This is a genomic window from Pelomonas sp. V22 (assembly GCF_030014915.1).
In the GTDB taxonomy this organism is placed as follows: Bacteria; Pseudomonadota; Gammaproteobacteria; order Burkholderiales; family Burkholderiaceae_C; genus JAUASW01.
This window is the reverse complement of the sequence record NZ_JAGIXS010000004.1, coordinates 209,630-230,165: the sequence shown is the minus strand read 5'-3', so window position 1 is coordinate 230,165 and position 20,536 is coordinate 209,630. Positions and strand designations below refer to the sequence as shown.

The following is a 20,536-nucleotide window of genomic DNA, read 5'->3' as shown; positions in this document are numbered from 1 at the left end:
GGGTCGCTCAGCCCAGCACCGCGGCAAAAGCCTGCGCGGTGGCCTCGACGTTCTTGGTGTTGAGCCCGGCCACGCACATGCGGCCCGAGCGCAGGATGTAGACGCCGAACTCGTTCTTCAGCCGCTCAACCTGCTCGGGCTTCATGCCGGTGTAGCTGAACATGCCGCGCTGGGTCAGGAAGTAGTCGAAGTTGCCGTTCGGCAGCTTGGCCGCCAGCACCTCGTACAGCGCATTGCGCATCGCGTGGATGCGCAGGCGCATCTCGCTGACCTCGCCTTCCCACAAGCTGCGCAGCTGCGGATCACTCAGCACCTTGGCCACCACCTGGCCGCCATGCAGCGGCGGGTTGGAGTAGTTGCGGCGGATCATGAACTTCAGCTGGCCGAGCACCAGCTGCGCCTGCGCGGCATCCGGGCAGACCACGCTCAGCGCGCCGCAGCGTTCGCCATACAGGCTCATGCTCTTGGAGAAGCTGTTGGCGATGAAGAAGGACAGGCCGGCATCGGCCATGGCGCGCACGGCGAAGGCGTCTTCATCGAGGCCGTCGCCATAGCCCTGGTAGGCCAGATCCAGGAAGGGCAGCAGGTCGCGCTCCTGCAGCACCGGGATCAGCGCGTCCCACTGCAGCGGCGTCAGGTCCACGCCGGTGGGGTTGTGGCAGCAGGCGTGCAGCAGCACCACGCTCCTGGCCGGCAGCGCGCGGATGGCGGCCAGCATGTCCTCGAAGCGCACACCGCCGGTGGCCGCGTCGTAATAGGGGTAGGTCTTGACCTCGATGCCGGAACCTTCGAACACCGCACGGTGGTTGTCCCAGGTCGGGTCGGAGACGTAGATGGCACTGTCAGGGAAGTAGCGCTTGATGAAGTCCGCGCCGACCTTCAGGCCGCCGCTGGAGCCCACGCTCTGGATGGTGACGATGCGGCCCTCTTTGCGGGCCGGATGCTCGGCGCCGAACAGCAGCACCTGCACGGCCTCGCGGAAATTGGCCGCGCCTTCCATCGGCAGGTAGGGCCGGGCGCCGGCGTCGGCCACCACGGCCAGCTCGGCCTTGCGCACCGAGTCCAGCATGGGGATGCGGCCGTCGTCATCGAAGTAGATGCCGATGGACAGGTTGATCTTGTCCTTGCGCGGGTCCTTCTGGAAGGCCTCGTTGAGACTCAGGATGGGATCGCCAGCGTAGGCGTCGACGTGCTTGAACATGGGGCAGGGCTCCGAACCGGGAATGGAGCCATTATCGACGCCCGCCAGCCCTGGGGCGCCGCAGTTCAGACGGGCGCCTGCGCAGCTTCCAGCAGCAACTGCTTGAAGCGCTCCACCAGCTCGCCCTGCGGCTCGCGCAGGTGCCAGACGGTCAGGTCCGAGAGGTTCTGGTCCAGGGTGAGGGGCAGTATCACCAGCACGCCGGTCTGGGCCGCCAGGCGGGCCACGTGCTGGGGCATCACCATCAGGAGCGGCATGCGCTTCATCAGGCTCAGGGCCAGCATCAGGTCGCCGGTCTCGACCACATTGGTGGGCAGGGGGAGGCCGAGGTTCTGCCACATGCGGTCCTGCAGCGCACGCGAGCGGGTGCCGGGCAGCTCCCAGATCCAGGCCTGCTGGGTCAGGGTCTCCCAGTCGACCTTGCGGGCCTTGGCCAGGGGGTGATGGGCGCTGATGGTCAGCACCTGCGATTGCTCAATGAGGCGCAGGCCCTGCAGGTCGGCGGGCAGTTCCTGCGGCGGCACGCGGGCGATCACCAGGTCCAGCCGGCCTTCGCGCAGTTCGGCGAACAGGCTGCTGAGCGCATGGGTGCGCACGCTGATGGTGACGCTGGGCTGCTCCTGCTTCATCGTGACGATGGCTTCGGGCAGCAGCTTGGCCAGGGCTGCATTGGTCGAGCCGATCAGCAGCTCGCCCGAGGCGCCGCGCACGATGGAACTCAGGTCGCCCGCCCCCCGGCGCAGGTCGGCGTCCAGTTTCTGCGCCAGCTCGACCAGGCGCTGGCCGCAGGCCGTGGTGCGCAGGCTGCGGCCACGGCGGGCGAACAGGGTCTGGCCCATGCCGGACTCGATCTCGCTCAGTGCCTTGCTGACGGCCGGCTGGGTGACATAAAGCGCCTGGGCCGCAGCGCTCAGGCTGCCGGTCTCGTGCAAGGCCAGCATCACGCGAAGATGCCGCAGGCTCATGCGCCGCAGGACGAAGTTCTCGGCCTCTTCGGGACTGTTCTTGGGGACTTTGGGCGTGACCATCGGGGGACTGTAGCAAAGGCCCTTCGTGCACCCGGGCAGCCGTGCGCCACGGCCGTGTACCCCCGTTTGCTGGGGGGTAACAGGGCTTGATCCGGGTCACCGGCCCCTGGCATGAGCGCTGGGATTGCTTTGCGGAAAAGAATTCATGTACGAGGTCTCGGAGGCTGAAAGAGCCCGCGTCGGAAGCCGCCGAAAAGGGGGCGATTCTGGGGCTCGAGGCGGTGGTGTTCGGGCGCCTGTTTTTAGAAGATTTCATAGGCAAAAGGCCCTTGGTTCTTGAGCTTTTGCATGCCCAGTCAGCGGCACCCCACCGAGTGGTCGCCACCCCTTTGGCGGACAGCTTGACGAGTGCGCCGAGTTCGGGCGATTGCCGCGCCAAACGAAAGACTTGATCTGGTTCGGCTGTCGTTTATAGGGGCGCCGCTACGGGAAAACCCCTCAATTTTGTGGATCTGCTAAGGGATTCACCCGAGCCAAATGACTTGCACCAGAGCTCGTCAAGTGCCAATTGGGTGGGCGTTGCGTGTTCTTCACGCCTCGGTCATCGGTCCTTAACACTGCTTTACCATCGCTCGCTCAGCCCTGTGTGCTTGGCTCACCACGGTGGCTTTACCCCTGATTTCAGGCATTCGCAGTCGATTCGTTGGTCGACCCCGGCCGAACGTTGCTGCGCCAAACGCGAGCACGCGTGACTGCGAAAACACTTGTCGAGCTGTTCAAGGAGCGATACATGCAATTCCGTCCCACAGCGCTTGCCCTGGCCGTCATTGGCCTGATGGCACAGGCGCAGGCCCAGCAGGCCACCCCCGCGCCCGATGTACAGAAGATTGAGCGCGTCGAAGTCACCGGTACCAATCTGAAGCGTACCGACACCGAAACCGCATCGCCGGTGCAAGTGCTGAAGGCCGACGAAATCATGCGTTCGGGCGTGTCCAGCATCACCGAACTGCTGCAGCTGCTGCCGGCCGTGACCTCGGGCGGCCAGTCCGACCTGACCTCGGGCAACGGCTTCGCCGCCGGTACCGCCACCGCCTCGCTGCGTGGCCTGGGCTCGTCGTCGACCCTGACCCTGATCAACGGCCGTCGCCTGGCCGCCACCGCTACCGCTGACCCGAACTCCGGCCAGTCGACCCTGTACAACCTGAACAACATCCCCGTCTCGGCCATCGAGCGTGTGGAAGTGCTGAAGGACGGCGCCTCGGCCGTGTACGGTTCCGACGCCATCGCCGGCGTGGTGAACTTCATCCTGAAGAAGGAATACAAGGGCCTGGAAGCCAGCCTGCGTGGCTCCGGCGTGTTCGGGAACTTCAAGTCCAGCGGCGCTTCGCTGTTCGGTGGCTTCGGCGATCTGGACACCCAGGGCTTCAACGTCATGTACGGCGTTGACCTGACGCAGCGCGATGACGTGCCAATCGGTTCGGCCACCCGCGGTTTCGACTACGGCGCCTACCAGCGCGCCTATGGCACGACCATCGAGGCCCTGGACAGCGCACTGGCCTTCAGCCCGAACTTCTGGCGTGAAACCGGTGTCGGCACTGGCGTGTTCAACACGACCACCCCGATCCCGCCCAAGAACGGCGTCTGCCCGGCCCCCTCGGTCTACACCACGACGTTCCAAGCCAATGGCTCGCCGATCTGCGCGATCGACAACAGCCCCTACACGTTCTTCCAGTACCCCTCGCGCAGCGGCAACTTCTTCACGAAGGCGTCGTTCAACGTGGGCAAGGACATGTTCGGCACGATTGAAGCCAACTTCACCCGTATCGAGAACGAATACATGGGTGGTAGCGGCTTTGCCACGCTGGGCAGCGGCCTGAGCACCTGGTTCGACAAGAACGGCGTGCGCCGCTCGTTCCGCCACATCATGCGTGCGGACCATCCGGACAACCCGCTGTTCCAGGCCGACCCGACCAACAAGATCCGTCTGGCCACCAGCGCACGCCTGGGTGACATTCCGGCCATCACGAATGTGACCAACGACGCCACGCGTTTCGTCGCCGACCTGCAAGGCACGAACTGGGGTTGGGACTGGAATACCGGCATCCTGTACAACTCGTCCAAGCGGACCTCGGTTGAAAAGGGTGCTGTGAACTCCGTGACGGCCCAGGCCGCCCTGGACCAGTACCGCTTCGGTGGCACGAACAGCGCCGCTCTGCTGGCCCAGATCAGCCCGGACATGACCAACGTGGGTGACACCTCGGTCAGCATGTTCAACCTGAAGGGCAGCCGCGAATTCGGCAAGCTGGCTGGTGGCGCCATCGGCGTGGCCGCTGGTCTGGAAAGCCGTCGCGAAAGCATCGACATTCGTCCGGACGCCAACCTGGATGCCGGTAACTACGTCGGCCGCGGCACCTCCAAGGCCACGGGCTCGCGCACGGTGAACTCGTTCTTCGCCGAAGTGAACCTGCCGGTCCTGAAGTCGTTCAACATCGAAGCCGCCCTGCGTGCCGACCGTTACAGCGACTATGGCAACTCGACCACCCCGAAGCTGGGCTTCAAGTGGAAGGCCACGGACTCGCTGAGCTTCCGCGGTACGGCAGCCGAAGGCTTCCGCGCCCCGGGCCTGACGCAGATCTCGTCGTCCGCCGTGACCAGCTTCCAGTCCATCTCGACCTGGCGTGACCCGATCCGTTGCCCGGTGAATGCTGCCGGCGTTGCTGCCCAGATCCCGGGCGCAACCGGCTACGAAAGCGCCACGGAATGTGCCACGAGCGGTTCGCGCACGATCGCTTCGACGATCTCGCCGAACACGAAGCTGGAACCGGAAAAGTCGCGCAGCTACACCTTGGGCGTGGTGTTCGCACCGACCTCCAGCCTGAGCGGTACCTTCGACCTGTACCAGATCAGCCGCCGCAACGAAATCGACCGCTACAGCTCGAACGACGTGCTGCGCAAGCTGTACCAGGAAGGCGATTCGTTCTACGCCGACTCGGTGTTCCGCAGCCCGGACGAAGGCACGCTGCTGAAGGATGCTTCGGGCAAGCCGATTCCCGGCACGACGACCATCGTCGGCGTGAAGCGCAAGTACCTGAACCTGGGTGAAACCATCGTTCGCGGTGCCGACCTGGAGCTGAACCACCGCATGAAGCTGGGCGATGCAGGTCGCCTGAGCACCACGCTGTTCATCGGCTACATGAAGGACTTCCTGTTCCAGCGTGAAAAGGGTGGCCCGTTCGCCGACAACTCGGACGGTCTGGACAACCCGCGCTTCAAGGGCCGTCTGTCGGCCAACCTGGCGACCGGCGGTGCCTGGAACTACTTCGGCGCGGTCAACTACGTTGGCGACATGCAGGAGTTCTCGACCAACAGCGCGACCGGCGTCCGCACGAATTGCAGCACCTCGGTGTCTGGCAATGCCGTGGTGTCTGCCGAGCTGGGTGGCGACTGCCGCGTGGCCTCGTTCACGACCTTCGATCTGGGTGCCACCTACACCGGCATCAAGAATCTGACGCTGTCGGCGACCGTGCGTAACGTCTTCGCTCGCGAAGCTCCGTTCGACTGGCTGCTCTACACCTACTACAACACCGCGCTGCACAACGCACAGGGCCGTACCCTGTCGCTGAACGCTCGCTACGTGTTCAAGTGATTCCTTGGGCGAGCCTCGGTTCGCCCCTGGTGTCAACAGAACGGCCTCCCTCGGGAGGCCGTTTTTTCTTGTCGGCTGCCCTGTCGCACAGTCGCACAGCCAGCGCAAAATACCCCTTTTGACTCGATGCGGCTTTCATCAGGCCCGCAGCATCCTTCGTGAGTTCAACTACATCGGCGAAACATACGCCGGCGGCGCTGGCCGCACTGACCCTGGCAGCGCTGGGCGTGGTCTACGGCGACATCGGCACCAGCCCGCTCTACGCGCTGAAGGAAGTCTTCCACGGGGGCCATGTGCCCTTGACGCCGCAGAACATCCTCGGCGTGCTCTCCCTGCTGTTCTGGACCATGACCATCGTGGTCTCGGTCAAGTACGTGCTGCTGATTCTGCGGGCCGACAACAACGGCGAAGGCGGCCTGATCGCCATGCTGGCCCTCGCCACGCAGGCGGTGAAAGACAAGCCGCCGCTGCGGCGCGGCCTGATGATGGTGGGTCTCTTCGGCACGGCCATCTTCTTCGGCGATGCGGTGATCACGCCGGCCATGACGGTGCTGGGCGCGGTCGAGGGCATCGACGTCTATGCGCCGCAGTACCACGACGCCATCGTGCCCCTCACCCTGCTGGTGCTGGCCGGCCTGTTCTCGGTGCAGCGCTTCGGTACCAGCGGCATCGGCAAGGCCTTCGGGCCGGTGATGCTGGTCTGGTTCGCGAGCCTCACGCTGCTCGGCCTGCCGCAGATCCTCGAGAACCCCAAGGTGCTGGCGGCCATCAACCCGATGTATGCGGTGGACTTCTGCATGCACTACGGCTGGATCGCCTTCATCGCCCTCGGTGCCGTGGTGCTGGTGGTGACCGGCGGTGAGGCGCTCTACGCCGACCTCGGCCACTTCGGCAAGAAGCCGATCCGCATCGCCTGGTACAGCATCGTGATGCCGGCCTTGGTGATCAACTACTTCGGCCAGGGCGCGCTGCTGCTGGAGCGCCCCGAGGCGATCAAGAACCCGTTCTACCTGATCGCGCCGTCCTGGGCCGAGCTGCCGCTGTTCGGCCTCGCCACGCTGGCCGCCATCGTGGCCTCGCAGGCCCTGATCACGGCCGCCTTCTCGGTCACCAAGCAGGCCATCCAGCTCGGCATCCTGCCGCGCATGCGCATCGTCCACACCTCGGTGCGCGACACCGGCCAGATCTACGTGCCCTTCATCAACTGGGGCCTGTTCGCCTTCGTGGTGCTGGCCGTGGTCTTCTTCGGCTCGTCCAGCAAGCTGGCCGGCGCTTATGGCGTGGCCGTCACCATCGACATGACCATCACCACGGTGATGACCTTCTACGTGGTGCGCTATGGCTGGAAATACCCGCTGGCCCTGTGCCTGCTGGCCACCGGTGCCTTCTTCCTGATCGACATCACCTTCCTCGCGTCCAACCTCTTGAAGGTGGCGCATGGCGGCTGGTTCCCGCTGATGATCGGCATCTGGATGTTCACGCTGATGCTGACCTGGAAGCAGGGCCGGCGCCTGCTCAGCGACAAGCTCCGCCACGACGCCATCGAGCTGCCCGGCTTCCTCGAAGCCGTGTTCATGAGCCCGCCAGTGCGCGTGCCCGGCACGGCCGTGTTCCTCGCCGCCGAGCGCGGCGTGACGCCCAATGCGCTCCTGCACAACCTCAAGCACAACAAGGTGCTGCACGAGCAGAACCTGTTCGTCACCGTCAAGCACCACGAGGTGCCCTGGATTGGTTTCGACAAGCGCGTGGAGGTGGAGGCGCTGGGCAATGACTGCTGGGCCGTCAGCCTGCACTTCGGCTTCAAGAACGAGCCCGACGTGCCCTATGCCTTGAAGCTGCTGGAGCAGCGCGGCGTGCACCTGGAAGAGATGGAGACGAGCTACTTCCTGTCGCGCGACATCGTGATCCCGACCATAGGCTCGGGCATGGCCCTGTGGCGCGAGAAGCTGTTCGCCAGCATGCACCGCAACGCCGCCGCCGCCGCCGACTTCCTGCACCTGCCGGCCAACCGCATCGTGGAGCTGGGCTCCAAGGTGGAGATCTGATCTAACCGGGCAGCAGGCGACGTCGCACTTCAAACAATCGCGGCCACAGCTTGCCGGTGACGAACAGCCGCTTGCCCACGCGGTCGTAGGCGATGCCGTTGAGCACGTCGGCCTGGGCCACGTCGACGGCTGTCAGGCCCTGTGAGGCCAGCAGGCCGCTCAGGTCCAGCCAGCCCAGCACCTGGCCATTGGCCGGGTTGATGCGGGCGATCAGGTCGGTCTGCCAGACGTTGGCATAGATCTCGCCGTCCACCCATTCCAGCTCGTTGAGCTGGTCGACCGGGCGGCCGTTGGCCGTGACCGGGATGCGGCGCAGCTCCTTGAGGGTTTCGGGGTCCAGCACGCGCAGGCTGGACGAGCCGTCGCTCATGTAGAGCTGTCGGCCGTCCTGCGTGATGCCCCAGCCCTCGCCCTCGTAGCGGAAGGTGCGGCGTGTGGCGAATGTGCGGCGGTCCAGCACGAAGCCGGTCTCGGACTGCCAGGTCAAGAGGATCAGCGAGTCCTTCCAGTCGGTCAGGCCTTCGCCGAAATACTCGCCCGGCAGATCGCGCTGCTGCAGCACCTGGCCGCTGCTCAAGCCCACACGGCGCACCGAGGAGCGGCCATGCAGGCCGGTGCTCTCGAACAGCTGGCCGTCCAGATAGAGCAGGCCCTGGGTGAAGGCTTTCGGGTCGTGGGCATGGACGCCGACGATCTCCAGCCGCTCCACCGGCAGACGGGCGCGCTGGCCGAGGGCCGAGCCGGCGGCGCCGAGCAAGAGGGCGGCCAGGGCCGTGCGGCGTTGCAGGCCTGGTGGGTTGGGACGCAGGCTGTTCATGGACGCAGCTCCAGCAAGGGTTCGGCGGCACCAGCCGGTGCCTCGCAACGAGGCGAGACCTGGCCCGGCAAGGGGCCGGTATAGATGAGGTGTTCGGGCGCGTGCAGCAAGCGGGCTGCTGTGGCGCGGGAGGCGGGCTTGTAGGTATCGGGCGCCGGCAAACCCAGCTGCCGCAGCCCTTGCGCATCGGGTATCCACCACAGACAGCGCCCCGGCGCTGCGGCCAGCTTGCTCTCGAAAAACCGATGCGAGAACAGCAGCTGCTCGACGCGCCAGCCGCCCATCAATTCACCGATGAAGCGCTGGGCCGCAGCCGGCAGACGGTCATGCCGGCTGCGGGCTTGCTGCAGCTCGCGGGCCTGCTCCATCTGCTCTGACCAGGCCTGCACGAAGCGCTGTCGCGAGGCTTGGCTCTGCTCGCTGCCGGGGTCGAACAGATCGCCGGCCTGGAGCTGCTGATCCAGCCGCGCCGCCACCTCGCTCATGCCGCCGAAGGCGATCACGGTCTGCGGCGCGATCTCGAGTTCCTTCGCGCTGAAAAGGATGAACAGCGCGCAGGCGCCGACGCAGGATCGTTCTACCTGCAAGCTGGGCTGAAGCGGGGCCAGCCACAGGGACAGGCGCTGCAGCTCCAGCGGGTCGCTGTCGGGTGCGATGGCGATGCGCACCGGGACGCTGGCGAACAAGGGGGCGAGTGAGGGCTCAATCTGACGGCTCTCACCGGGCCGCAGCGTGCCCAGCACATGAGGGCGGTCGCCGGCGAGGCCGGTGCCGAGTGCCCCGGCTGCAGCAGGGCCGGCCAGGCCAGCCGTCACGGCCAGCGCTGTCACGGCAGCCCGCTGCCAACGAAAGTGGGTGGGCAAGCGGCCCATCGTCGATGCTCCCCGAGGTGCTGCGGCTCTGCCGGCCGCGACGGCCGCTCTTATACCAGCGCCTGGCTCTGGTGCCCCTGGGCATCGAAGCACACCACCGTGCCCTGCGGTATCAGCTCCCAGCCGGCGTGGTCGTCGACCAGCGGCTCCGAGGCCACCAGCAGGCCACGCTGCTCGAAGCGGTGCAGGTAGAGCGTGGGCGCGCGCTTGTCGCTGGAGTAGCGGATGGCATGCACCTGTTGCCCGTCGGCCAGGGCGGCGGCAAAGCGCAGCGGGGCCTGGATGTGCAGCACCTGCATCATCGCCAGGGTCTCGTTCAGCACTTGGCTCACGGCATCCTGCACCGTCTCGCCCATCTCGATGCGGGCAATGATCAAGAGGAAGAGCAGCTCGGAATCGGTCGCGCCCTTGCGCTCGGCATAGAGGTGGTCGGGCAGGCGGGCCTCCATCGCGCGGCGCAGCTGGCCGTAGCCGCCGATCTGGCCGTTGTGCATGAAGAGCCAAGGCCCGTAGCGGAACGGGTGGCAGTTCTGCCGCGCGATGCCGGTGCCGGTGGCGGCGCGCACGTGGGCAAAGAACAAGTGGGAGCGCACATTGGCGCAGAGGGCGAGCAGGTTCTCGTCCGACCAGGCGGGCATCACCTCGCGGTAGATGCCCGGCGCCTCGCGCTCGCCGTACCAGCCGATGCCGAAGCCGTCGCCATTGGTCACGACCTTGGCCTCCTCGGCGCGCAGCGACTGCCGCACCAGCGAGTGCTGCGGCGTGCAGACCAACTCGTCCAGGAAGATCGCATCGCCCACGTAGGCCAGGAATCGGCACATGCTTGACTCGCTATGCTTGGTCCATGAAGCCCGCCCAACCCCGCCTGCAAGAACTCTCGCTCAGCGCCATCGTGGCCGGCTTCGTGGCCGTGCTGGTCGGCTTCACCAGTTCGGTGGCCATCGTATTCCAGGCCGCCCAGGCGGTGGGTGCCGATGCGCAACAGACCACCTCCTGGATCTGGGCCCTCGGCCTCGGCATGGGCCTCACCAGCCTCGGGCTCTCGCTGTGGACCAGGCTGCCGGTCAAGATCGCCTGGTCCACGCCCGGCGCTGCCCTGATCGCCGCCACGCAAGGCCTGACCCTGCCCGAGGCCGTGGGTGCCTTCCTGCTCTGCGGCGCACTGATCCTCTTGAGCGGGCTGACCGGCTGGTTCGAAAAACTGATGGACCGCATCCCCCTGGCCGTGGCCGCTGCCCTGTTGGCCGGCGTGCTGGCGCGCTTCGGGCTCGATGCGGTGAGCAGCGTCAAGACGGCGCCTCTGCTGGTGCTGCTGATGGCGGCAGCCTACCTGGCGGGCCGGCGCTGGTGGCCGCGCTATGCCGTGCCCGGCGTGCTGCTGGTGGGCATCGCGGTGGCGGCGGGGCAGGGGCGGCTGCATCTGGATGCGGTCACGGTCGAGTGGGCGATGCCGGTCTGGACCACGCCGCAATTCAGTTGGGCCGCCGCCATCGGCCTCGCCCTGCCGCTTTTCATGGTCACCATGGCCTCGCAGAACCTGCCCGGCGTGGCCGTGCAGCGTGCCTCGGGCTACCAGACGCCGGTCTCGCCCACCATCTCGGTGACAGGTCTTGCCACCTTGCTGCTCGCGCCCTTCGGCGGCTATGCCTTCAACCTCGCGGCCATCACGGCCGCCATCTGCATGGGCCGCGAGGCGCATGAAGATCCGGCACGGCGCTACTGGGCCTCGGCCATGGCCGGCGTCTTCTACATCCTGCTCGGCCTGGCCGGTGGCGCGGTGGTGGGCCTGCTGGCAGCTTTCCCCAAGGAGCTGGTGGCGGCCGTGGCCGGACTGGCTCTGCTGGGCACCATCGCAGGCGGGCTGGCCCAGGCCTTGAAGGAAGAGCAGCACCGCGATGCCGCCATCCTGACCTTCCTGGTCACGCTGTCGGGCGTCTCGATGCTGGGCATTGGCTCGGCCTTCTGGGGCGTGGTCGCCGGCACGGTTTCTCTGTTGGTGCAACACTTCCGCCGACGTGCCTGATTCATTAGAAAGATGCCCATGAAGTTGCTCTTCGTCGCCGACCCGCTGGAGTCGTTCAAGATCTACAAGGACACCACCTTCGCCATGATGCGCGAGGCCGCCCGGCGCGGCCATGAGCTCTGGGCCTGCCATCCGGCCGACCTGGTCTGGCGCTCGGGCGGCCGCGTGGTGGCGCAGGGCGCCCGGGCGATCAGCCTGACCGGCGATGCGGATCGTTGGTTCAGCGTGGTCAGCGAAGGTGAACTGGCCCTGGCCGACACCGACGCCGTGGTCATGCGCAAGGACCCGCCCTTTGACAGCGAGTACTTCTACGCCACCCATCTCTTGCAGCAGGCCGAGCGCGAAGGCGCCAAGGTCTTCAACAAGCCTGCGGCGCTGCGCGACCATCCCGAAAAGCTTTCGCTGCTGGAGTTCCCGCAGTTCAGCGCACCGACCCTGGTCACGCGCAGCGAGGCAGCAATCCGCACCTTCCACAAGGAGCATGGCGACATCATCCTGAAGCCGCTGGACGGCATGGGCGGCACCGGCATCTTCCGCGTGGGGGCCGACGGCCTCAACCTTGGCGCCATCATCGAGACGCTCAACAAGGGCGGCGCCGAGACGGTGATGGTGCAGCGCTACCTGCCAGCCATCAAGGACGGCGACAAGCGCGTGCTGGTGATCGGGGGTCAGGTCGTGCCCTTCTGCCTGGCGCGCATTCCGCAGGGCGGCGAGGTGCGCGGCAACCTGGCGGCGGGTGGCAAGGGCGTGGCCCAGCCGATCAGTGCAAGGGACCGCGAGATCGCCGAGACGCTCGGTCCCATCCTCGCCGCGCGTGGTCTGTTGCTGGTGGGCCTGGACGTGATCGGCGACAGCCTCACCGAGATCAACGTCACCAGCCCGACCTGCTTCCAGGAGATCACAGACCAGACCGGCTTCGACGTGGCCAAGATGTTCATCGACGCGCTGGAAGCCAAGATCTGATGCCCCTCGTCCAAGGTGTACCTTGGCCGGTCAACCGGCAAGCATGCCGATTGGCGCTCGCCAGCCGCGATCAAGCGCGCAGGCGCTTGATCGGTGCGGGCTCGCCCCCCCGAGGGGGCGGCGATGCGTGCCGGTTCGACCGTCACGCACATCGCCATGCCGGGCCGGCTTGGGAGCGGCCCTGCGCTCGGCCCGTCGTTCAGGGGGACTGAGATGATTTGGCGCCGGCTGCGGGCCAACCAGCTCAACGGCATCAGCGTGGCACTGGGCGTGGCTGGCGTGCAAGCCCTGGTGGCGGCGCTGTTCGGCCTGCCGGCGGGCCTGGCGGCGGTGGGCGGTGCGGTGGGTGCCAGCCTGCTGGACGTGCCCAATGCGCCGCAGCGCGTCTGGCGGCGGCTGCTGCCGTCGGCGGCCGTGGCGGCGGCGGTCACGCTGGCCGTGGGCCTGTGCCGCAGCCAGCCGGTCTTGATGACAGCGGTTGTCGCGCTGACAGCCTTCCTCACCCTGATGAGCATGGCCTGGGGCCTGCGGGCCGGGCCGCTGTCCTTCGCCGGCATCCTGGCCCTGGTGTTCGCCATGGCCTGGAGCGAGCCGGCCACGCCGGCCCATGCCTTTGCCCATGCCGGCTGGGTGCTGCTCGGCGGCCTGCTCTACACCGTCTGGGCGCAAGCGCTGGCCCGACTGCTGCAAGCGCGCTACCGCGAGCTGGCCCTGGCCACGGCGATGCGGGCCGGTGCACAGCGCCTGCGCTCGCGTGTGGCCCGCATCGCTGGCGACCCGCTGCCGGCGGGCGACAGCATCCGCCATTCGATTGCCGACGACGTGAGCCTGGCCGATGCGCTGCAGGCCGCGCGCGACCAGGTGTTCGCGGCGCGCTCCACGCCCGCGAGCCGCGTGCAGGTCGACCAACTGCTCGGCCTGATCGAGCTGCGCGACCTGCTGCTCGCCAGCCGGCTCGACGTGCACCTGCTCGGCGACGATGCGCCTGGCCTGCAGGCCCGCCGCGCGCTGGGTCAGACGCTCTTGCCGCTGGCCGAGACGCTGGAGGCGCTGGCTGATCACGCCAGCCTGGGCGGGCCGCTGCCGCAGGTCTCCGCCCATCAATGGCGTGAAGCGCTGGACCAGCGCCTGGCCGCCGTACAACTGCCTGAGGGCGACCCGCGCGAGCATCTCTTGCAGGCCCTGCAGGCCCGCCTCGGGCATCTGCTGGACGATGTGGCGGCCATGGCTGCACGGCCGCTGGAGGCGGACCGCGAACCGGCCTTCACGCCCGAGCAGCTGCAGCAGTTCGTCTCGCCCGAGGGCTGGCCACTGGCTGCCTTGAAGGCACATTTCAGCCTGCAGTCCAGCGTCTTGCGCCATGCGCTGCGGGCCTCGCTGGCCATGGCCACCGCCTATGCGCTGGGCTTGTGGCTGCCCTGGGCCGCCCATCCGCACTGGCTGGTGCTGAGCGTGGCCGTGGTCTTGCGCGGCAACCTGGAGCAGACGCTGTCGCGCCGCAACGAACGCATCATCGGCACGGTGATCGGCTGCCTGCTGGTGCTGGCCCTCGCGCACCTGCCCGCCTCGGCCCATGGCCTGCTCGCACTGGTCTTCATCGCCTCGGTCGGCGTGGCCCATGCCTATGTGAACCAGCGCTACCGCGTGGCCGCCACGGCCGCGACCCTGATGGCGCTCTTGCAGCCGCTGCTGCTCGCACCTGGCACGGCGCCGGCGGCCGGCGAGCGCCTGGCCGACACGCTGATAGGCGCGGGCCTGGCCTGGGCCTTCTGCTTCGTCCTGCCGTCGTGGGAGCGCCGCTCGCTGGAGCGCTTGTCAGCGCAGCTGAGCGGCGTGCTGGCACGGCATGCGGCCAATGTGCTGCGCTGGGCACCCACTCCCGAGCAGCAACTGGCCCAGCGCCTCAGCCGCCAGCAGGCCTACAGCGTGCTGGCCCTGTTGGCCGCAACGGCCCAGCGCACCCGCGTCGAGCCGGCCCATGTGCGACTGCCCGAGGAGCGGCTGGAGGCCGTTCTGACCCATGGTTACCGCTTGATGGCCCTGCTCGGTGCCTTGCAGCAGATGCTCAACCGCCGTGTGCAGCGCCTCGATGCCGGCCAGGCGGCACCGGCCTTGCAGCAGACGCTGAAGGCCTGCGTCACCACGCTGCGGCCGCAGGCCGGTGAGTTTGCCGTGCCTGAGGATGCACCCGAAGCGCTGGTGGATGACTGGCCCGAACACGAGGCCGCCGATCTCACGCCCTGGCTCTTGCGCCGCCTGCGCCTGTGCCGCCGCGAGGCCCGAGCGCTGATGGAAGCGCTGGCCGCCCTGCAGCGCTGAGCCGCCGCGTTTATGCTCGCCCGATCCCCTGAGCAGCAAAGGATTTGAACCATGATCACCACCCGTGCCGCCGTCGCCTGGAAAGCCGGCGCCCCCTTGACCATCGAAGAAGTGCAACTGGAGGGCCCGCGCGCCGGCGAGGTGCTGGTCGAGGTCAAGGCCACCGGCATCTGCCACACCGATGCCTTCACCTTGTCGGGCGCCGACCCGGAAGGCCTGTTCCCCGCCATCCTCGGCCATGAAGGCGCCGGCATCGTGCTGGAGGTGGGCGCCGGCGTCACCTGGCTGAAGCCCGGCGACCATGTGATCCCGCTCTATACGCCGGAATGCCGGCAGTGCAAGTTCTGCCTCTCGCGCAAGACCAATCTCTGCCAGGCGATACGACCCACGCAGGGCAAGGGCCTGATGCCGGACGGCAGCTCGCGCTTCTCCATCGGCGGCCAGCCCATCCTGCATTACATGGGCACGTCCACCTTCTCCAACCACATCGTGGTGCCAGGTATTGCCCTGGCCAAGATCCGCGAGGACGCGCCTTTCGACAAGGTCTGCTACATCGGCTGCGGCGTCACCACCGGCGTGGGCGCCGTGCTGTTCACGGCCAAGGTGGAGGCGGGTGCCACGGTGGTGGTGTTCGGCCTCGGCGGCATCGGCCTGAACGTGATCCAGGGCGCCAAGATGGTGGGCGCCGACAAGATCATCGGCGTCGACATCAACCCGGGCCGCGAGGCCATGGCGCGCCAGTTCGGCATGACGCACTTCATCAACCCGAAAAGCGTGGCCAACGTCGTTGACGAGATCGTGCAGCTGACTGACGGCGGCGCCGACTACAGCTTCGAATGCGTGGGCAACACCACGCTGATGCGCCAGGCGCTGGAATGCACGCACAAGGGCTGGGGCCGCAGCATCATCATCGGCGTGGCACCCGCCGGCGCGGAGATCAGCACGCGGCCCTTCCAGCTCGTCACCGGCCGCAAGTGGGAAGGCTCGGCCTTCGGCGGCGCGCGCGGCCGCACCGATGTGCCCAAGATCGTCGACTGGTACATGGACGGCAAGCTGAAGATCGATGAACTGATCACCCACAAGCTGCCGCTGGAGCGCATCAACGAGGGCTTCGACCTGATGCACCGGGGCGAGTCCATCCGCGCGGTGGTGGAGTTCTGATGGCGGAACTTTTGAGCGAGCACCGCTGCTTTGGCGGCGTGCAGCGCTTCCACCGGCATGAGTCGGCCGAGATCGGCCTGCCCATGCGCTTCGGCCTCTTCGTGCCGCCCGAGCCGCGTGCGCTGCTGGTGTTTCTCGCGGGCCTGACCTGCACCGAAGAGACCTTCGCCATCAAGGCCGGCGCGCAGCGCCTGGCCAGCGAGCTCGGCCTGGCGCTCTTGACGCCCGACACCAGCCCGCGCGGCGCGAATGTGCCGGGCGAGAGCGAGGCCTGGGACTTTGGCTTCGGTGCCGGGTTTTACCTTGATGCCACACAGGCGCCCTGGGCCCAGTATTGGCGCATGGAGAGCTACCTGTTGAACGAGCTGCTGCCGCAGGTGCAGGCCGAGCTGGGCCTGGATGGCGCGCGCACCGGCCTGTTCGGCCACTCGATGGGGGGGCATGGCGCGCTGACCTTGGCGCTGCGCCACCCAGGCCGCTTTGCCTCGCTGTCGGCGCTGGCGCCGATTGCCAACCCCACGCAGTGCCCCTGGGGCCGCAAGGCTTTCAGTGGCTACCTGGGTGAGGATGAGCAGGCCTGGCGTGCTCACGATGCCAGCGAGCTGATGCGAGCGCAGCAGGCCGCCCCTTATCCGGGAGGCATCCTCGTCGACCAGGGCTTGGCCGACAAGTTCCTGGCCGAGCAGTTGCTGCCGGAGTCCCTCGAGTCGGCCTGTGCCGCCGTCAGCCAGCCGCTGCGGCTCCGCCGCCATGCCGGGTACGACCATGGCTATTACTTCATCGCCAGCGTGGTTGAGGATCACCTGCGTCATCACGCACGGGAACTTCGGGCCGCGAGATGAGAGGGCTGGCCTGGATCCTCGGTGCCGCCCTGTGCGTGCCCTGTGCCCAGGCCACTGAGGAGCGGCCGGTCATCAACTGGATGGTGGCGCACTGGCCGCCGGCGATGATTTTGAAGGACGGCCGGGCGCCGCAAAGCGCGGCGGATCTGGGGGACGGCGTGGTGGATCGCATGCTGGCCGAACTGGTGCGCCGGCTGCCGCACTACGAGCATCGCTTCCAGCTCAGCACCACGCGGCGCACCTGGCATTCGATGGCGCTGGGCGAACCCTTGTGCCAGGCCTCGGCCTTTGCTTCTCTGGAACGCGAGCGGCTGGCCTACTTCACGCCGTCCGTGCTGATGCCGCCGGTGGCGTTGGTGGTGCGGCGTGAACTGGCGGCACAGCTCAGCCCGCAAGGCGCGCCGGTGGACCTGCAGCAGTTGATGGAGCGGACCGATCTGCAGGGCCGCCTCGAGTCGGCGCGCAGCTATGGCACGCAGCTCGACACCCTGGTCGGGCAGCAGATCGCGCGTGAGCCGGTGTCCAACATCGGCCAGATGGCCCAGTTGGTCAGCAAGGGGCGCGTGGACTACACGCTGGAGTACGCCGTGACGGTGGAGTACTGGCGCCGGCAAGGCCAGCTCAGCCAGCCGCTGGTGGCGCTGCCGCTGCGCGTCGGGGGCGATTGGGTGGTGGCCCAGGTTGCCTGCACGCGCAGCCCCTGGGGGCGGGAAGTGATCGCTGCCGTGGACGGCGCTGTCCGTGCGGCGGCCGCGACCCGCAGCTACCGGGATCTGGTGTTCAGCTGGCAGCTCGGGCCGGTCAGCGAAGCCGATCGCCAGCGGGTGGACCAGTTCTTCAACGAGCGCATGCAGCATGTCCAGGTGAAATGAACGACGGCCCCGCAGGGCCGTCGTCGATCAAGGGCCTGCTCGGGCCTTACTTGAAATCACCGGCAAACACCAACTGGAAGTTCTCCAGCTTGAAGTTCTTGCGCAGCGCGGCGTTCACCGCCTCGGGCGTCAGCTGCGCGACCTGGTCCAGCAGCTGCTGGCGGCGCGTCATCTTGCGATCCAGCTGCAGGTCGCGAGCCAGCATGCCGGCCAGCGCGGCGTCCTGGGCCAGCTGCAAGCGGGTTTCGCTGAGCAGGGCCTGGCGGCCGTCGGCCACTTCCTCTGCGCTGAAACCCTGGGCCAGGGCGCGCGCCACTTCCTCGCGCAGCGCCGCCTCGACCTTGGCGCGGTTCTGTGGCGCAAAGATGGCGTAGAGGTACCAGCTCGAGTCAGCGTCCAGCGGATGCAGGTTCACGCCCGTGCCCACGCCGTAGGACAGGCCCTCCTTCTCACGGATGCGCAGCCACAGGCGCGAGCTCATGCCGCCGCCGAGCAGGTGGTTGGCCAGCTTGAGCGCGGCGTTGTCGGGGTGGTCGTCCTTGATGGGCATCGGCAGCAGGCCGAACAGCATGGCGTTCTGCTTCTCGGGCGTGGCGATCTTCTGCAGCTGGCCAGGCTTGGTGGAGGCGGTGTCGGCAATGCGCTGGTAGGCGACCGGTGCCTTCCAGTCTCCGAGGGCCTGGGCAGCGGCGGCCTGCACGGCGCTGGCATCGAAGTCGCCGACCAGGGCCAGCTGGGCCGAGCCGGCGCCATACAGGCGGCTGTGGAAAGCCTTCACAGCCGCCAGCTTGACGGCCTTCAGGTCGGCTTCCTGCTCGGCGAAGTTGCGGGCATGGCGGGCGTCGCCGCGCGGATGATCGTTGAGCGCTGCCGAGGCAACGACCGGTGCCAGCGCCTGCGGTTCATCCTTCTGCGACTGGATGCCGGTCAGGCCCTGGGCCCGCAGTTCCTCCAGCGCCGCCGCCTCGAAGCGCGGCTGGCGCAGGACTTCGGCGATCAGGGCGAGGGCGGCGACCGCGTGCTCACGCTTGGTGCTCCAGCTGACTTGCACCTGGTCTGGCCGCTGGGCGGCAATCGTCAGGTCGATCTTGAGCGCCTCCAGCGCGTCCTTCAGCTGCTCGCGGTTGCGTTTGACCGTGCCCATCTTCAGCATGGCAGCGGTCAGCTCGGCCACGCTTTGCTGGCCTTGCAGGCTCTGGGCCGTGCCCAGGTGCAGGGTCAGCGTGCCCCGCACGGCCTCGCCGCGTGTGGGCTTGGGCAGCAGGGCCAGGGCCAGGCCGTTTTTCAAACGGCTGGCCTGGGTGGCGCGCTCGATGTTGGCCGGCGTGGCGTCGAAGGCTGCGACCTCGGCAACGGCGGCTTGCGGCTTGAAGGTGGCCATCTCCTTGTCCAGCTCGACGAAGGCGGGCTTGGGCGCGCGCTGCGGCTTGTCGGTCGGGATGTACTGGGCCAGGGTGCGGTTGCTGCGCAGGAAGCGCTCGGTGGCCACGCGCTGCACGTCTTCGAGCTTGATGGCCTTGACGCGGTCACGCAGCAGGAAGAACAAGCGCCAGTCGCCTTGCGAGATGAACTCCGACAGCGTCACGCCCACGGCCTCCGGGCTGGTGAAGCGCTTCTCCCAGCTGTTGAGCCAGCGGGTGCGCGCACGCTCCAGCTCGGCCGCGGTCACGGGCTTGGCGGTGAAGCCTTCGACCACGGCCAGCAGCTCCTTGTTGAGCGCGTCCTGCGAGGCCTTGGGTGCCAGCTCGGCCATCAGCATGGTGAAACCGGGCTCGGCGAGCGCGAGGCCGAAATGGCCGACGGACGAGGCCAGCTTGGTCTGCTCCACGAGGCGCTTGTGCAGGCGGCCACCAGGCGCTTCGGACAGCACCAGCTGCAGGAGCTCGATGGCGGCGTAGTCGGGGTGGGGGCCGGCCGGCACGTGATAGGCCGCCAGCGATTGCGCCGTGCCGCCGACGCGGCGTATGGTGACCAGCGATTCACCGTCCTGCACCGGGTCGATGGTGTAGGTGGGCTTGCGCGGCTGCGTGGACGCGGGAAGGGGGCCGAAGCTCTGTTCCACCCAGTCCAGCACCTTGGTCGTGTCGAACTTGCCGGAGACGATCAGGGTGGCGTTGTCCGGCTGGTAGTAGGTCTTGTAGAAGGCCTGCAGGCGGCCGATGTCGACGTTCTCCACGTCGGCGCGCGCGCCAATCGTGTCCTTGCCGTAGTTGTGCCACTGGTACATGGCGGCCAGGGCACGCTGCGAGGTGACGTTGCCCGGGTCGTTCTCGCCCATCTCCATCTCGTTGCGCACCACGGTCATCTCGGTGTCGAGGTGGGCCTTGGCGATGAAGCTGTTGACCATGGCATCGGCCTGCCAGTCGAGGTACCACTTCAGGTTGTCCTCGTTGGCGGCAAAGGCGGCGAAGTAGTTGGTGCGATCGAACCAGGTCGAGCCATTGGCCTGCAGGCCGCGCTTGGTGAACTCGCCCCAGGGCTCCCTGTACTTGGGGCTGCCCTTGAAGATCAGGTGCTCCAGCAAGTGGGCCATGCCCGTCTCGCCGTAGTTCTCGTGTTTGGAGCCCACGCGGTAGGTCACGTTGACCGTGGTGCTGGGCTTGCTATCGTCCGGCGCCAGCAGGATCTGCAGGCCGTTCTTCAGCCGGTACTCGGTGATGCCCTCGACCGTGGTGACCGGTTTCAGGCTGTGAGCGCTGAGCGCGCCCGAGAGGCCCGCCAGGCTGAGCGCCAGCGCGAGCTTTTTCATCGTTGTCTTGTTCATGGTGTCTCCATCCTCTTGGACTTTTTGCCCCCGTCGCCCGGGG

At 67.4% G+C, this 20,536-nt stretch carries 14 protein-coding genes; 8 read left to right on the top strand and 6 right to left on the bottom strand.

The annotated features are described in order from the left end of the window. Positions 1-7 precede the first annotated feature (7 nt). Positions 8-1,201 (bottom strand): amino acid aminotransferase, encoded by a 1,194-nt coding sequence (locus tag J7U46_RS15265; protein WP_282827295.1) that lies wholly within the window; start codon positions 1,199-1,201, stop codon positions 8-10. A gap of 65 nt (positions 1,202-1,266) precedes the next feature. After that, positions 1,267-2,229 (bottom strand): LysR substrate-binding domain-containing protein, encoded by a 963-nt coding sequence (locus J7U46_RS15260; protein ID WP_282827293.1) that lies wholly within the window; start codon positions 2,227-2,229, stop codon positions 1,267-1,269. Positions 2,230-2,959: 730 nt separating this feature from the next. Here J7U46_RS15260 and J7U46_RS15255 point away from each other — a divergent pair. Together J7U46_RS15255 and J7U46_RS15250 are read left to right on the top strand one after the other, a co-directional pair. Continuing rightward, positions 2,960-5,815: a TonB-dependent receptor gene (locus J7U46_RS15255; RefSeq protein ID WP_282827291.1), complete on the top strand. Its 2,856-nt coding sequence runs from the start codon at positions 2,960-2,962 to the stop codon at positions 5,813-5,815. A 158-nt stretch (positions 5,816-5,973) separates the two neighbouring features. Further along, entirely contained in the window at positions 5,974-7,860 is a 1,887-nt protein-coding gene (locus J7U46_RS15250) for a potassium transporter Kup (protein ID WP_282827289.1), read from the top strand. Position 7,861: 1 nt separating this feature from the next. Here J7U46_RS15250 and J7U46_RS15245 read toward each other — a convergent pair whose 3' ends face one another. From J7U46_RS15245 to J7U46_RS15235, 3 genes are read right to left on the bottom strand one after another with little or no spacing between them, the layout of a single operon-like run. Next, complete coding sequence (locus J7U46_RS15245) at positions 7,862-8,677, bottom strand: glutaminyl-peptide cyclotransferase (RefSeq protein WP_282827287.1); 816 nt, start codon at positions 8,675-8,677, stop codon at positions 7,862-7,864. After that, entirely contained in the window at positions 8,674-9,549 is an 876-nt protein-coding gene (locus J7U46_RS15240) for a hypothetical protein (RefSeq protein ID WP_282827285.1), read from the bottom strand. Before J7U46_RS15240 ends, J7U46_RS15245 begins: the two co-directional genes overlap by 4 nt. Positions 9,550-9,599: 50 nt before the next feature. Further along, a complete protein-coding gene (locus J7U46_RS15235; protein ID WP_282827283.1) occupies positions 9,600-10,370 on the bottom strand; it encodes a class II glutamine amidotransferase in 771 nt (256 codons plus the stop codon). 23 nt (positions 10,371-10,393) lie between these two features. On the opposite strand from J7U46_RS15235, the gene J7U46_RS15230 reads away from it, so the two are divergent. From J7U46_RS15230 to J7U46_RS15205, 6 genes are all read left to right on the top strand, one after another. Next, positions 10,394-11,572, top strand: a complete 1,179-nt coding sequence (locus J7U46_RS15230; protein ID WP_282827281.1) for a benzoate/H(+) symporter BenE family transporter — start codon at positions 10,394-10,396, stop codon at positions 11,570-11,572. A gap of 18 nt (positions 11,573-11,590) precedes the next feature. Further along, the gene (gshB, locus tag J7U46_RS15225) at positions 11,591-12,535 is read left to right on the top strand and encodes a glutathione synthase (protein ID WP_282827279.1); all 945 of its coding nucleotides are present in this window, start codon (positions 11,591-11,593) and stop codon (positions 12,533-12,535) included. 213 nt (positions 12,536-12,748) lie between these two features. Continuing rightward, positions 12,749-14,854 carry an FUSC family protein gene (locus J7U46_RS15220; protein ID WP_282827277.1) on the top strand — a complete coding sequence of 702 codons (2,106 nt, stop codon included), beginning with the start codon at positions 12,749-12,751 and terminating at the stop codon, positions 14,852-14,854. A 54-nt stretch (positions 14,855-14,908) separates the two neighbouring features. After that, positions 14,909-16,015, top strand: a complete 1,107-nt coding sequence (locus J7U46_RS15215; protein WP_282827618.1) for an S-(hydroxymethyl)glutathione dehydrogenase/class III alcohol dehydrogenase — start codon at positions 14,909-14,911, stop codon at positions 16,013-16,015. Further along, on the top strand, positions 16,015-16,857 hold the full coding sequence (gene fghA, locus J7U46_RS15210; RefSeq protein ID WP_282827275.1) for an S-formylglutathione hydrolase: 843 nt from the start codon (positions 16,015-16,017) through the stop codon (positions 16,855-16,857). Before J7U46_RS15215 ends, fghA begins: the two co-directional genes overlap by 1 nt. Then, complete coding sequence (locus J7U46_RS15205; protein ID WP_282827272.1) at positions 16,854-17,729, top strand: TIGR02285 family protein; 876 nt, start codon at positions 16,854-16,856, stop codon at positions 17,727-17,729. Before fghA ends, J7U46_RS15205 begins: the two co-directional genes overlap by 4 nt. 46 nt (positions 17,730-17,775) lie before the next feature. Here J7U46_RS15205 and J7U46_RS15200 read toward each other — a convergent pair whose 3' ends face one another. After that, a complete protein-coding gene (locus tag J7U46_RS15200) occupies positions 17,776-20,493 on the bottom strand; it encodes a pitrilysin family protein (RefSeq protein ID WP_282827270.1) in 2,718 nt (905 codons plus the stop codon). Positions 20,494-20,536: the final 43 nt, after the last annotated feature.

Excerpts from the sequence above, each read along its gene's own strand:
- J7U46_RS15265 (WP_282827295.1), bottom strand. The coding sequence starts at position 1,201 with ATGTTCAAGCACGTCGACGCCTACGCTGGCGATCCCATCCTGAGTCTC.
- J7U46_RS15240 (WP_282827285.1), bottom strand. The coding sequence starts at position 9,549 with ATGGGCCGCTTGCCCACCCACTTTCGTTGGCAGCGGGCTGCCGTGACA.
- J7U46_RS15205 (WP_282827272.1), top strand. The coding sequence starts at position 16,854 with ATGAGAGGGCTGGCCTGGATCCTCGGTGCCGCCCTGTGCGTGCCCTGT.
- J7U46_RS15230 (WP_282827281.1), top strand. The coding sequence starts at position 10,394 with ATGAAGCCCGCCCAACCCCGCCTGCAAGAACTCTCGCTCAGCGCCATC.
- J7U46_RS15255 (WP_282827291.1), top strand. The coding sequence starts at position 2,960 with ATGCAATTCCGTCCCACAGCGCTTGCCCTGGCCGTCATTGGCCTGATG.
- J7U46_RS15200 (WP_282827270.1), bottom strand. The coding sequence starts at position 20,493 with ATGAACAAGACAACGATGAAAAAGCTCGCGCTGGCGCTCAGCCTGGCG.
- J7U46_RS15220 (WP_282827277.1), top strand. The coding sequence starts at position 12,749 with ATGATTTGGCGCCGGCTGCGGGCCAACCAGCTCAACGGCATCAGCGTG.
- fghA (WP_282827275.1), top strand. The coding sequence starts at position 16,015 with ATGGCGGAACTTTTGAGCGAGCACCGCTGCTTTGGCGGCGTGCAGCGC.
- J7U46_RS15245 (WP_282827287.1), bottom strand. The coding sequence starts at position 8,677 with ATGAACAGCCTGCGTCCCAACCCACCAGGCCTGCAACGCCGCACGGCC.
- J7U46_RS15260 (WP_282827293.1), bottom strand. The coding sequence starts at position 2,229 with ATGGTCACGCCCAAAGTCCCCAAGAACAGTCCCGAAGAGGCCGAGAAC.
- gshB (WP_282827279.1), top strand. The coding sequence starts at position 11,591 with ATGAAGTTGCTCTTCGTCGCCGACCCGCTGGAGTCGTTCAAGATCTAC.
- J7U46_RS15235 (WP_282827283.1), bottom strand. The coding sequence starts at position 10,370 with ATGTGCCGATTCCTGGCCTACGTGGGCGATGCGATCTTCCTGGACGAG.